The sequence below is a fragment of the Dyella kyungheensis genome (genome assembly GCF_016905005.1).
Taxonomy (GTDB): Bacteria; Pseudomonadota; Gammaproteobacteria; order Xanthomonadales; family Rhodanobacteraceae; genus Dyella; species Dyella kyungheensis.
Genome location: NZ_JADIKC010000002.1, coordinates 146,628 through 159,515 on the forward strand (window position 1 = coordinate 146,628; position 12,888 = coordinate 159,515).

13 protein-coding genes are annotated in these 12,888 nt (G+C 65.2%); 5 read left to right on the forward strand and 8 right to left on the reverse strand.

The genetic code is table 11. The annotated features are described in order from the left end of the window. Positions 1-54: 54 nt before the first annotated feature. Together ISP20_RS03850 and ISP20_RS03855 are read right to left on the reverse strand one after the other, a co-directional pair. Positions 55-1,533, reverse strand: a complete 1,479-nt coding sequence (locus ISP20_RS03850) for an MATE family efflux transporter (RefSeq protein ID WP_204634750.1) — start codon at positions 1,531-1,533, stop codon at positions 55-57. A 26-nt stretch (positions 1,534-1,559) separates the two neighbouring features. Continuing rightward, positions 1,560-2,153, reverse strand: a complete 594-nt coding sequence (locus ISP20_RS03855) for a DUF2239 family protein (RefSeq protein ID WP_204634751.1) — start codon at positions 2,151-2,153, stop codon at positions 1,560-1,562. 122 nt (positions 2,154-2,275) lie between these two features. Between ISP20_RS03855 and ISP20_RS03860 the strand changes: the two genes are divergently transcribed. After that, complete coding sequence (locus ISP20_RS03860; RefSeq protein WP_204634752.1) at positions 2,276-3,196, forward strand: bestrophin family protein; 921 nt, start codon at positions 2,276-2,278, stop codon at positions 3,194-3,196. A gap of 258 nt (positions 3,197-3,454) precedes the next feature. Further along, on the forward strand, positions 3,455-3,970 hold the full coding sequence (locus tag ISP20_RS03865) for a lipid A 3-O-deacylase (RefSeq protein ID WP_204634753.1): 516 nt from the start codon (positions 3,455-3,457) through the stop codon (positions 3,968-3,970). Between the two features lie 200 nt (positions 3,971-4,170). Here the strand turns inward: ISP20_RS03865 and ISP20_RS03870 are convergent, their stop codons facing one another. The 5 genes from ISP20_RS03870 to ISP20_RS03890 all read right to left on the reverse strand — a co-directional run bounded on the left by ISP20_RS03870 (position 4,171) and on the right by ISP20_RS03890 (position 9,403). Then, entirely contained in the window at positions 4,171-5,691 is a 1,521-nt protein-coding gene (locus tag ISP20_RS03870) for a DHA2 family efflux MFS transporter permease subunit (RefSeq protein ID WP_204634754.1), read from the reverse strand. 224 nt (positions 5,692-5,915) lie between these two features. Next, positions 5,916-7,112, reverse strand: a complete 1,197-nt coding sequence (locus ISP20_RS03875) for an HlyD/EmrA/EmrK family protein (RefSeq protein WP_204634755.1) — start codon at positions 7,110-7,112, stop codon at positions 5,916-5,918. An 11-nt stretch (positions 7,113-7,123) separates the two neighbouring features. Next, positions 7,124-8,593: an efflux transporter outer membrane subunit gene (locus tag ISP20_RS03880; protein ID WP_204634756.1), complete on the reverse strand. Its 1,470-nt coding sequence runs from the start codon at positions 8,591-8,593 to the stop codon at positions 7,124-7,126. A 28-nt stretch (positions 8,594-8,621) separates the two neighbouring features. Continuing rightward, the gene (locus ISP20_RS03885) at positions 8,622-8,993 is read right to left on the reverse strand and encodes a MarR family winged helix-turn-helix transcriptional regulator (RefSeq protein ID WP_204634930.1); all 372 of its coding nucleotides are present in this window, start codon (positions 8,991-8,993) and stop codon (positions 8,622-8,624) included. Between the two features lie 170 nt (positions 8,994-9,163). Then, complete coding sequence (locus ISP20_RS03890) at positions 9,164-9,403, reverse strand: hypothetical protein (RefSeq protein WP_204634757.1); 240 nt, start codon at positions 9,401-9,403, stop codon at positions 9,164-9,166. A gap of 240 nt (positions 9,404-9,643) precedes the next feature. Here ISP20_RS03890 and ISP20_RS03895 point away from each other — a divergent pair, with 240 nt between their 5' ends. The 3 genes from ISP20_RS03895 (at position 9,644) to ISP20_RS03905 (ending at position 11,868) form a co-directional block, all read left to right on the forward strand. Then, positions 9,644-10,468: an AraC family transcriptional regulator gene (locus ISP20_RS03895; protein WP_204634758.1), complete on the forward strand. Its 825-nt coding sequence runs from the start codon at positions 9,644-9,646 to the stop codon at positions 10,466-10,468. A 120-nt stretch (positions 10,469-10,588) separates the two neighbouring features. Further along, positions 10,589-11,305 carry a glycosyltransferase gene (locus ISP20_RS03900; RefSeq protein WP_204634759.1) on the forward strand — a complete coding sequence of 239 codons (717 nt, stop codon included), beginning with the start codon at positions 10,589-10,591 and terminating at the stop codon, positions 11,303-11,305. A 194-nt stretch (positions 11,306-11,499) separates the two neighbouring features. Beyond that, positions 11,500-11,868 carry a DUF488 domain-containing protein gene (locus ISP20_RS03905; RefSeq protein ID WP_204634760.1) on the forward strand — a complete coding sequence of 123 codons (369 nt, stop codon included), beginning with the start codon at positions 11,500-11,502 and terminating at the stop codon, positions 11,866-11,868. A 4-nt stretch (positions 11,869-11,872) separates the two neighbouring features. Here the strand turns inward: ISP20_RS03905 and ISP20_RS03910 are convergent, their stop codons facing one another. Further along, on the reverse strand, positions 11,873-12,832 hold the full coding sequence (locus ISP20_RS03910; RefSeq protein ID WP_204634761.1) for a patatin-like phospholipase family protein: 960 nt from the start codon (positions 12,830-12,832) through the stop codon (positions 11,873-11,875). Positions 12,833-12,888 lie beyond the last annotated feature (56 nt).

Sequence of the window (12,888 nt, forward strand, 5' to 3'; positions counted from 1 at the left end):
TCACGTGGCAGCGCGCGAAATCCAGGTCACCGTTCGCGCATCCATGCGCGTCGGTCAATCCGCCGAAGCAGGCACTCCCTGCCCGGTCGTCGGCGCCTGTTGGCCGGCAACGGTGGCGTCTTCGGCGGCCTTGTCCAACCCGGCCTTCTCGATGGGTGTAGCCAGCATCCGCGCGCGACGCCAGCCACCCCACTTGTAGTAACCCATCGCCATCAGCATCGAGGCGAGCGAACCCAGCGGGAAACTCCACCAGATCGAATCGGCGCCCAGCGTCGGTTCCAGCAACAGGGCAAACGGCGGACGAAACAGCCACATCGAAATGAACAGGATCACCAGCGGCGGTATCACCGCACCGGTGGAACGCACGACGCCGAACAACACGAAGGTGACGCCGAAGAACATGAACGACCACACCGCGATACTGTTGAGATGCTGCGCCAGCGACAACGCTTCAGCATCGCTGGGCAGGAACAGGCCCAGCGCCGCGTGGTTGAACAGGTAGATCAGCGCGATCAGCATGCCGCTCAACAGGAAGTTGTAGACCACGCCCACCTTGGTGATGCGGCTTACGCGATCCCACAACCCGGCGCCCACGTTCTGCGCCGCCATCGACGATACCGCCGCACCGATCGCCATGGCCGGCATCTGCACATAGGTCCACAGCTGCGTGGCGGCACCGTAGGCGGCGGTGGTCTTAGAGCCGTAGTCGTTGACCATGTGGATCATGATGATCGCGGAGGTCGAGATCACGATCATCTGCAGGCCCATCGGCAGCCCCTTGAAGACCAGCGAACGCAGGATTTCCGGATCGGGCTTGAGGAATTTCAGTTCATGGCGGGTCAGCCGCAGGAAATGCTTGCGCCTGTACAGCGTGAAGATCAACGCAAACAGCGCGATGGTCTGCGCGATCAGGGTCGACGTGGCCGAACCGGCAATGCCCATGCGCGGAAACGGTCCCACGCCAAAGATCAGCAGCGGGTTGAGCACGATATCCATCACCACCGAGAACGCCATGAAGAAGAACGGCGTGCGCGAATCGCCCGCGCCGCGCAGCGTCATCATCAGGAAGTTGTAGAAATACATCGATGGCACGGCAATGAAGATGATGCGCAGGTACGGCACGGCAAACGCCTGCGCATCCAGCGGCGTATTCATCGCGCGCAGCATCCACGGCGTGCCGAAGTAGCCGCCGATGGCGACGAGAACGGATACCGACACGAAGAAGGTCACGCCCGTGCCGACCACGCGCTTGGCTTCGAGCATGTTGCGCGCGCCCAGGCTCTGGCCGATCAGAATGGTGCAGGCCATGCTGAGTCCGAATACCGCGCCCAGCAGCAGGAACAGGATCAGGTTGGCATTGCTTACCGCCGAGAGCGCGGCCTCGCCCAGGAAGTGGCCGATCCACATCGCGTTGACCGAGCCGTTGAGCGACTGCAGCACCGTGCTGCCCAGGATCGGCAACGCGAACATCAGCAGCGTCTTGGCGATCGGACCTTCGGTAAGCAGGGGCTGCCGTGCGGCAAGAGAGGACATCGAATCGTTCCGCCAGGGGAAGGGGATCAGTCGGCGTGAGGAGCTTGCCATGCGCGCGCTGCCAGCGCTCGCACATGCTCGCGCACATCGGCCGGCCATGCATCCGTCACGTGGATGAAACGCTCGCGCTCGTTGCGCCAGAACGCGCGCGATGCTTCTTCATAACCAGGGAGATTGCCCGCCATCGCGCTCATGAAACGATCCACCGCTTCACCGGCCAGGCGCACCGAATCGCGTTCGCGATGGCTGCGGCGGGCCTCTTCGACCAGGCGGCGCAAAGTAGCGGATGCGCCGCCCGGCTGGCCGGCCAGCCAATCCCAGTGACGCGGCAACAAGGTGACCTCACGCGCGATCACGCCCAGCTTCGGGCGGCCGGGGCCGCGCGGTGCCGATTCGTCGTTCGGCGTAGGGGCGGGAAGACGGGCGAGCACGTCGCCGGGGGTGCCACGCAGGTCCAGCTCCACCGGGCGGCCGTTGAAGTCGTCGAACACCAGCACCGGCCCGTCGACACCGGCATCCACGGCTTGTTTGGTCGCCAGCGCGACTTCCGCCAGCGTGCCGGCGGCAATGCGGCGATGGCCGTCGAAGGCCACGCAGGAGACGATATCGGATGCCGACATGATTTTGCCCGGGTAGAAAGAAGGAGTGAATATTGCCCGGGTAATAAATAAAGGTCAACACCATGAGAGCGGGCGGGTGGCGCGGGGTAAAATTTCCCAACCCCGCAGGTCGCGTGCTTCCCATGGTCATCCACCCTCCGCATCGCTCGCTCCGGTTGATGCTGTTCACCCTGCGCGGCTCGATCATCCCGGTGATCTGGAAGCGGGTGACCGCCATGGTGTTGCTGGCCGTGGCGGTGGTGGTGCTGGAACGCTACCTGCCGCGCACCGGCGTGGAGCTTGGTGCGGTGCCGCTCACCTTGATGGGACTGACGCTGGCGATCTTCCTGGGCTTTCGCAACACCGTCGCCTACGAGCGCTGGTGGGAAGCGCGAACGCTGTGGGGCGAGTTGCTGATCGTGGTGCGCAACCTGGCGCGGCAGACGGTAAGCCTGCCCGAAGGCGTATCCGGGCAGGAGCAGGCGCGCATGGTGCATCGGCTGATCGCCTTTGCCCACGCCCTCCGTCACCAGCTACGCGGTACGGCAGCCGGCGACGAGGTATCGCGCTGGCTGACGCCCGAGGAGGCGGCCGCGCTCGCCGGCCGTCCCAATCCGCCGAATGTCCTGCTCGGCCTGATCGGCCAGGGCTATGCCCAATGGCAGCGGGCGGGCCGTCTCGACCCCATCCTCCTGGCCACTATCGACGCACAGGTGACGCGGCTGTCCTATGTGCTGGGCGGGTGCGAGCGCCTCCAGGGCACGCCGATTCCCTTCGCCTACATCCTGCTCCTGCACCGCACCGTCTACGTGTATTGCCTGCTGCTGCCGTTCTGCCTGATCGGCAGCGTGGGCTGGGTGACGCCGCTGATGGTAGGCGTGCTGTCGTATACCTTCTTCGGACTCGATGCGCTGGGCGACCAGATCGAGAACCCGTTCGACCGCCTGCCCAACGACCTGCCCCTGGACGCCATGTGCCGCACCATCGAGATCGGCCTGGGCGAACTGCTCGGCGAGCGCGAACTGCCGCCACCGCTGCAGCCCGTGGACGGCATCCTGCTGTAGCAAGCACGATCCCCTGCTGACCCGAAAGCGGCTTCCGTCGCCACTCCTTGCCGTAGTTTTACGGTGCTTTACGCGTGTGCTTCACGCCCCCTGAGACAGACTGAACGCGTGGTCGGGAAGGCAGCCGGCCATTCGTACCGCCCAGGCAACGCAGTGTTGTCTCGATTCGACCTATTTCCAGTACCGGTCGGTCCATTAAGTTATTAAACTTGGCGGTGCACAAACCCCTCCCCACTCTGTCAAAAAGAAGAAAGACCCATGCAATCTCCCCTCCTGCGCAGTGCCGTTGCGCTGGCCCTGATGGGCATTTCCGCAACAACCCTGGCCGACCCCCGTATCGAGATCAATGGCGGCCGAAGCTACTCGGACAGTTACTGGAGCAACACCGCCTGGATCGAAGGCATCTGGAGCGAGCACGCCTTCGGCAATAGTCAGTACACCTGGTCGCCGGCGGTCTCGCTCGGCTTCATCAACGGACGCAACGTGAGCAAGTACGGCAATGCCGTCTCCGACGACGTGTGGTTGCTCGGCGGTGGCGTACGCATGCGCTACGGCACCAGCGGCGACTGGTACCACCACCTGTTCTGGACCTCCGAAATCGCCGCCCAGAGCGACCGCACGCTGGCCCTGAGCAGCGGCGGCGAATTCGTCAACTCCATCGGCTGGACCGACGACCACTGGACCTTCCAGATCCGCCACGTCTCCAACGCCGGCATCAAGGGCTCCAACCGGGGCGAAACGATGGCGCTGGTCGGCGTTGCGTTCAATCCTTGATAGGTAGGCCCGCGTTAGACATGCAACGGCCCTGAGGGGCCGTTGTTGTTTGGATGGCTAAAAGCCAGCCAGTGGAAGCGACAAGGCAAGATTGGCCCCTCACCCCAACCCTCTCCCCGGAGGGGAGAGGGAGCGAGGGCGCGCAGCACTGCGCACAAAAAAGGCCGCATTGCTGCGGCCTTTTTCGTACCGAATCCGGATCAATGATCCGCTGCTGGCCCCGACTTCGCCCCGAACGGCGGCCGCGCCAGCCACACCACCACGATCAAGCTGAAGAACACCCAGCCCAGCAAATGGAACACCTCGTTGAACGAGATCTGGAACGCCTGCTGCGTGATCATCTGTTCCAGGAAACCGTTGCTCGCCTGCGCGCTCACACCCGCCGCCTGCAGCGTCGTCTGCGCCGAATTGTCATAAGGCGTGAAGTGCTCGGTGAGATGCGCGTGATGCACGATCGCACGGTGGTCCCACAGGAACGTGGTGAGCGATGCGGAGAAACTCGCGCCCAGCGTACGCAGGAACGTCGCCAGACCGCCGCCCGCGGCAATCTCGTTCGGCTGCAGATCCGACAGCAGGATCGTCGTCACCGGCATGAAGAACAACGCCACGCCGAGACCCTGGAACAACTGCACGCCGGCCACATGCCAGAAATCGATCTGCAGGAAGAATTCCGAGCGCATGAAGCAGGTCGCGCCCATCACCAGGAACGCACAGGATGCGAGCAGCCGCATGTCGGTGCGCGAAGCGTATTTGCCCACGATGAAGGTGAGCATCACCGGCAGGATGCCCAACGGCGCCGCCGCAAAACCCGCCCAGGTCGAGGTGTAGCCCATGTTCCGCTGCAACCACTGCGGCACCAGCAGGCCAATGGCGAAGAACGCGGCATACGCCAGCACCAGCGCGATCGTGCCGATGCGGAAGTTGTGATGGCGCAGCAGGCGCAGGTTGACGATAGGTTCCTTGTCGGTCAGTTCCCAGATCAGGAAGACCGCCAGCGCGATGGCCGACACGATCGCCGTGATCACGATGAACTGCGAGTTGAACCAGTCCTCGTCGTTGCCCTTGTCCAGCACGATCTGCAGCGCGCCAACGCCGACGATCAGCGTGATCAGGCCCACGTAGTCCATCTTCGGACGCATGATCACGTCCTTGCGGCCCTTCATCTGGTTGGCGACCACCATGCTGGCAAAGATGCCGATGGGGACGTTGATGAAGAAGATCCATGGCCACGAGTAGTTGTCGGTGATCCAGCCACCCAGGATCGGGCCGGCGATGGGCGCCACCACCGTCACCATCGCCAAGAGCGCCAACGCCATGCCGCGTTTGGCGGGTGGATAGATGGAGATCAGCAGGCTCTGCGTGACCGGATACATCGGTCCCGCCACCGCGCCCTGGATCGCGCGAAAGAGGATCAGCATCGGCATGCTCTGCGCGATGCCGCACAGGAATGAGGCGATCGAGAACAGCAGCGTTGAAAGAATGAACATCCGCACTTCGCCGAAACGGCGGGTGAGGAAGCCGGTGAGCGGCAACGAGATGGCCATGCTCACCGCGAAGGAGGTGATGACCCAGGTGCTCTGGTTCACGCTCACGCCGAGGTTGCCGGCGATGGTCGGCAACGACACGTTCGCGATGGTGGTGTCCAGCACCTGCATGAAGGTCGCCAACGAGAGGCCGACGGTGGTCAGCGCCAGGTTGGGTGGACGGAATTCTTGGTTCATCGCACGGGTGACCTGCGGTAGAAAGTTTCAGCGCTCTGCGCGGATGCGGAGCGGCCGCTGCTTTTTTTGCTCGTCATTCCGGCGCAGGCCGGAATCCAGTGACGTCAGGGCTGACACGTGCCGTAGTCTTCATGCCGTGTCGCTACTGGATTCCGGCCTGCGCCGGAATGACGGTGTAGTACTGAGGAAGACGTGGAGACGCGTAGGCTTCCACGCACTCCGAATTACTGCTTCTGACTCTCACCCGCCATGTTCGCGTGAATGATGTCCGCGATCATGCCGTCGGCCTTGGCCAGCTGCGTCTTGTACACATCGGTGTTGAACGCCGGTTGCGACGGCGACTGCTTGGCCAGCAGCGGGCCGCTGGTGTCGTGCAGGTTCACCGAGACCTTGGTCGACAGGCCGATGCGCAGCGGATGCGCTTCCAGCTGCTTGGGGTCGTTGAAGAACACACGCACCGGCACGCGCTGCACGATCTTGATCCAGTTGCCGGTGGCGTTCTGCGCCGGCAGCAGCGAGAACGCGCTGCCGGTGCCCACGCCCAGGCTCTCGACCTTGCCCTGGTAGCTCACCGAACCGCCGTACACGTCGGCGCGGATTTCCACCGGCTGGCCGATGCGCATGTTGTTGAGCTGCGTTTCCTTAAAGTTGGCGTCGACCCACACGCCATGCAACGGCACCACCGCCATCAACGGCGCGCCCGGTGCCACGCGCTGGCCCAGCTGCACCGAACGCTTGGCGATATAGCCGTCCACCGGCGCGACCAGCGCCGTGCGCACGTCGTCGAGATAGGCGGCACGCAGATGGGCAGCGGCGACCTGGACGTCCGGATGCGAGGCGACGACGGTATCGTCCACCAGCACCTTGTTGGTCTGGAACTGCTGCTGCGCGGTGGTCAAGGCGCTCTGCGCGGTGGTCAGTGCATCGAGTGCGTGCGACAGCTCTTCGGCCGAGATGGCGCCCGACTTGGCCAGGTCGCGACGGCGGCTGTAGTCGGCCTGGGCCTTGTCCACCGCCACCTTGCGCACTGCCACTTCGGCCTGCGCGCCACTCACGTTGCTGTAGAGGCCGCGCACCTTGCGCACGGTGTTGGCGAGATTGGCACGCGCCTGCTGCAGCGCGACGTCGGCATCGGCCGGGTCGAGCTTCACCAGCACGTCGCCCGCGTGCACCAGGTCGCCGTCGTCGGCGCCGATGGTGATCACCGTGCCCGACACCTGCGGGGTGATCTGCACGATGTTGCCGTTGACGTAGGCGTCGTCGGTATCTTCATACCAGCGACCGTCGAAGAAGTACCACAGGCCCCAGCCGATGGCGGCGATCACCAGCACGGCGACGAGCGTCTTCAGCAGGAAACCGCGACGGCTCTTGGGGGGTTGCACTGCGGCGGTCTCGGCCGCAAGCGGATTCTGGCTAGACATGGGGATAGCCCTTAGAGCGAATGATCAGAAGAGTTTTGGACGGCCACATCGGCCGCGGCCGCCTGCGGACGGAAACCGCCGCCGAGGGCCTGGATGAGTTGCACGGAGAAGTCGACCTGCTGCGACTGCAGCGCGGCGAGACGCTCCTGCGCACCCAGCAATTGCTGGCGCACGATCAGCGATTCGAGATAGCTGCCCACGCCGGCCTTGTAACGCTGCTCGGAGAGCTGCCAGGCCTGCGAAGCCGCATCGACGGCACGCTGCTGGGCGGCGACCTGTTCCTGCGCCGACTGCACGGCGTCGTAATCGTCGGCCACTTCGTTCACCGCGCGCACCAGCGTCTGGTTGTACTGGGCCACGGCTTCGTCGTACTGCGCGTCCTTCGCGGACAGATTGGAACGCAGTCGGCCGCCGTCGAAGATCGGCAAGCTCAGCGACGGACCAAAGGTGTAGAAGCGCGCCGGCAACTGCAGCGGATTGATGCTGCCGAACGCGGCCACGCCGGCCATCGCGCTGAGGCTGACGTTGGGCATGAACTGCGTCTTGGCGACCTTGATTTCCTTGCCCGCCGATTCCACGCGCCAGCGTGCGGCGACCAGGTCGGCGCGGTGGCCGATCAGTTCGGTCGGCACATCGGCCGGCACGGTCAGCGCGCCGGGATTGAGCGCCTGCGGACGGCCGATGTCGAGGCCGCGATCCGGACCCTTGCCCAGCAATACCGACAACGACGAACGCGCCGCATCGATGGCGCGGTTGGTGGCAGCCAGTTGCTGGTCGGCGTTGGCCACTTCGGTGTCGCTCTGCTTGAGCTGCAGCTGGTTGTCGAGACCGGCCGAGACGCGCTGCTGGGTGAGCTGACGCGCGGTGGCGGCGCGATCATGCTCGGCCTTCGCCACATCCTGCTGCGCGTACGCATAGGAAAGCTGCACATAGGCGCGCGCCACGTTGGTGGAAAGCTCGATGCGTGCGGCCTGCTGCTCGATCTCGGCCGCATGCTGCTGGCCGACGGCCGCTTCCCAGGCGGCGCGCTTGCCGCCCCACAGGTCCAGGTCCCAGCTGAGGCTGGCGCGGGCGTCCTTGAACCAGGTGAACTTGCCGCCGCCCAGATCCGGCGGCGCGGCGGTGAGCGGCAGGCGCTGGCCGATCACGTTGGCGCCAGCCGTCACGCTGGGGCCGCGCTCGGCATCGGCCGCACCGGCTTGCGCCTGCGCCTGGCGGGAGCGTGCGTCGGCGACGCTGAGGCTGGGGTTGTCCTTCAATGCTTCGGCGATCAACGCGCTCAGCTGAGGATCGCCCAGGCCGGTCCACCAGTCATTGGACGGCCAGGCGGCGGGGGAGAGCGTGGCGCCGGACAGGCTGCGATCGGCCTTCAGTGACGAGGCATCGGTCAGCGTGCCTTCCGGATGCAGGCCACCGCTGCTGACGCATCCCGCCAGCGCGAAAGTAAGGCCGGTGGCTGCCGCAAGGAGTTGCAGACGCATGGGCTTGATTCCAGGAAAGTGAAACGGGTCAGTTCTTGTCGCGGAGCGCGTGCAGCACACGCTCCAGGTAATCGCGCAGTTGTTCGCGTTCGGTGGGGTCCAGCGCTTTTTGCGCGGCTTCCAGTACGCGGTCGTTGCAGGGCGTCATCTGCCGCCACATCGCGTCGCCTGCCGGCGTCAGTTCGATGCGCAGCGCGCGGCGATCCTGCTCATGGGGGTGGCGGCGCAGCAGTCCCTTGCCTTCGAGCTGGTCGAGCTGGCGCGTCATGGCACCGCCGTCGAGCTCCACCGAGCGGGCCAGTTCGCTGGCCGACATCGGGCCGACCAGGGCGAGCCGCTTGAGGATCAGGAACTGGGTGAAGCGCAGTTCCACACCGGAGGCCTGCAATTCGGCTTCCATCTTGCGGACCAGTTCGCTGCGAACCAGTCCGATCAGGACGCCGATGCTGTCTTTCTGGACGGAAAGGGGGGTTGAGGGGCTCATGGGAAGGCAATTCTATTGCCGGAAATATATTTGTCAAGGCAAATATGTTCTGAATAGGCTTTGCCCGGACAAATTTTGCAATCCCCTCAATGAGCACCCTCCTGCATCTCGTCCTGCAGCCACTCCCGCAGCGCCGGATGACGTACTTCGAACAGTTCGAACACGCCCAGCGCGCGCAGCGTCGGCAGCAAGGCGACCAGCCGGGGTTCCAGCGCGCGGCGGGCCGCCTCCGGCGTGTTGGGGTCCAGCATCTGGTGGGCGCAGGCCACGAACGCTTCGAGCGGCGCGCTCTCGGCGGTGGGCATGCGTACGGCAGTCATCGACATGGATCAGCTCCCTTCGACGCCGGATGTCGACGCCACTGGCTTCAAACAGGACGAGCGTCGGGGTGCGGGCGTGACGGCGCCGGATCAAGCCGGCGCCTGTGCACGCACCATCAAACCGCGACCGACGGCACGTTCAGGGGACCGCGAGCGGCGGCAGCGGTGGGGATCGGGTCAGCATGATTGGGCAGAAGGGTGAAATACTGTTAGCGTTATTTGGTCAAACTTTATCGAGAACCGGCCATGGGACATGTCTCCCATACAGACGAGCAAGCCTTCCACGCCCTGATCGAACGCCTCGATGGGCCCCCGGTGATCGCCTACTGGACGGAAGGCGAAGTCGCCAGCGAGTACACCGAAAGCACGCGCGAATACGGCTGGCACTCGCACGCGCGCGGGCAGTTGTACTGCGTGGAAAGCGGCCTGGTGCATGTGCGCACGGCCCAGGGCTCGTGGTTGCTGCCGCCGCACCGGGCCGGCTGGATGCCGCCGGGCGTGCAGCACACCGTCACGCTCAGCGGCCCCATGACCGGCTGGGGCGTGTTCGTCACGCCCCCCGAATGCGGCTGCCTGCCCATCGAGCCCTGCGTCATCGGCGTCACCGAACTGATGCGCGCACTGGTACGCCGCGCCAGTTCGTGGATCGGAGAGCCCCAGCTGGACGAAAGCCAGGAGCGGCTGACCACGGTGCTGCTGGACGAAATCTGCCGCGCCCGGCGCGAACCGCTGCATCTGCCGATGCCGGTGGACCGGCGCGCGCTGCGTATTGCGGTGGCGCTGCTGGAGAACCCCAACGACAACCGCGGCCTCGATGAGTGGGCCGCCTGGGCCGGCCTTTCGCCGCGCAGCCTGAGCCGGCTGTTCCGCGGCGAAACGGCGTTGAGTTTTGCGCAGTGGCGGCAGTTGGCGCGGCTCACGCATGGGCTGGAACGCCTGGCCGATGGCGAGCCCGTCTCCGCGGTGGCGGATGCGCTGGGCTATGCCAGCGTGAGCGCATTCGTGGCGATGTTTCGACGCAGCTTCGGGCAGCCGCCGGCCAGGTATTTCGCCGCGCAGGCAGCGCAGTAACGCCATCCTGTCGCTGTCCGCCGGGAACCAGCCACCCGCTGGCCCTGACGACAAGCCTTCCACCCTTTAGAATGGCGCGCTGGCGCCATGCGCCCCCTGCTAAAAACCAAGGTCTTCCCCATGCCACAACTGTCCGTCGTCGTGCCGGTGTTCAACGAGCGCGACAACATCCCGCCGCTGCTCGCCGAAATCGCCGCCGCCCTGCGTGGCAAGGCGGATTTCGAAGTCATCTACGTGGACGACGACTCCAGCGATGACAGCGTGGCCGTGCTGGCGGCGGAGAAGGCGAAGTACCCGGAGCTGCGCATCGTGCGCCACCTGACCCGCAGCGGCCAGAGCACGGCGGTGTGGAACGGCGTGCGCGCGGCGCGCTCGCCGTGGATCGCCACGCTGGACGGCGATGGCCAGAACGATCCGGCCGACATTCCCAAGCTGCTCGCCCAGCGCGACCAGAGCGGTCCCGATGTGCGCTTGTTCGCCGGCTGGCGCACCACGCGCCGGGACAGCTTCAACAAGCGCATTTCTTCCAAGATCGCCAATGCGGTGCGTTCGCGCATGCTCAGGGATTCCACGCCCGACACCGGTTGCGGCCTGAAGCTGTTCGACCGCGAGGTGTTCATGCGCCTGCCCTATTTCGACCACATGCACCGCTATCTGCCGGCGCTGGTCAAGCGCGCGGGCTTCCAGAGCACCAGCGTGCCGGTGGGTCATCGTCCGCGCACGGCGGGCACCTCCAAGTACGGCATGCTCGATCGCCTGTGGGTAGGCATCGCCGACCTGCGCGGCGTGGCGTGGCTGATGCGTCGCGGCAAGGTGACCCAGGTCGAAGAGATCTGATCCACACGTCGGAAGCCTGGCTTTCTGTGGGAGCGCGCTTGTGCGCGACAAACCTCGCAGAAAGCCGTGACCATTCGACGGGGTGCTGTCGCGCACAAGTACGCTCCCACAAAAGGCTTGCCACAAGGACTTGGCTTCAACGCGCCCTTCATCAGCGTATGCTGATCATTCGTGCTTCGGGAGGCCGCCCGTCCATGAGCATTGCCGTCAAGCGCATCTACGAATCGCCCGCCAGGAGCGACGGTTATCGCGTCCTGGTGGATCGCGTATGGCCACGCGGCATGAAGAAGGAAGATGCCGCGCTCGACGCGTGGAGCAAGGAGCTGGCGCCTTCCACCGCCCTGCGCAAATGGTTCGGCCACGATCCCGCACGCTGGGAAGGTTTCCGCCATCGCTACGCGTCCGAACTCGATGCCGCCGCCGAGCATTGGCGGCCGCTGCTGACGCAGGCGTCGCGCCATCGGGTGACCCTGCTGTTCGGCGCGCGCGATGAAGAGCACAACAACGCGGTGGCATTGAAGGGTTATCTGGATGCGCTGCTAAAGGCCCACGGCCAACCCTGATGCATCAGGGACGTGTGGCGTATACGCCGGCACGCGTCGGTTGCCAGTTGGCCAGCGCCAGGCGTGCCTGCTTGCGACCCATCTCGATCAATTCGCCCGCGCGATAGAACTCGTACACAGTGGCGACGTTGCGCGGCATGCGGATCAACAGGTCGGGCTCGTAGGCGGCCAGACGCAGGCGCGACAGGTTGGCCTGCATCAGGTCCATCGATTGCATCAGCAGTTCCAGCATGCCCGGTTCGCGCGGCTTGTCGGCGCCGTGCGGCACCAGCTTGCTGATGAAATCGCCGATCCGCGAGCGATGGCCTTCGCTGCCTTCGGTGGGCGTGGCCCGCACTTCGTCCGGCGTGCCCGCATCGGGCGGGCCGTCCATGCTCACGGCGAACAGATAGTCCGCCGGCTCGCGGATCAGCGGCGTCACCGGCACGGGGTTGAGCAGGCCGCCGTCGATCAGGCGTCGCTCCGACAGCGTGTGCGGGCGGAAAATGCTGGGAATGGCGATGGATGCGCGAATCGCATCGAACAGCGGGCCGCGCGTGAGCCAGACTTCGCGCTCGCGGTCCAGGTCCGTCGCCACGGCGGTGAACGCGATGGGCAAGTCTTCGATGGCCGCGTCGCCGATCAGGCCGCGCATGGTCTCGATGATGCGCTCGCCCTTGATCAGGCCGCCGCCGGAAAAGGTCCAGTCGACCAGCTTGAGCACGTCGATCTTGGCCAGCGAGCAGACCCAGTCGCTATAGACGTCCAATTTGCCGGTCGCATAGATGCCGCCGATCAGCGCGCCCATCGAGGTGCCCGCAATGGCCACGATCTCGTAGCCCTGCGCCTCGATCTCCTGGATGGCGCCGATGTGCGCCAGACCCTTTGCGCCTCCGGAACCAAGTGCGAGTGCGACGGTCGGTTTCTTGGTGACGACGGCTTCGGCGGGAAGCGTCGAGGGATCGGCGATATCAGTGGCGCTCATGGCTCAAACGACAAGAAGTGAGTGGAGAGTATCGGCAGGTGGGCGAGTGCCTCGGG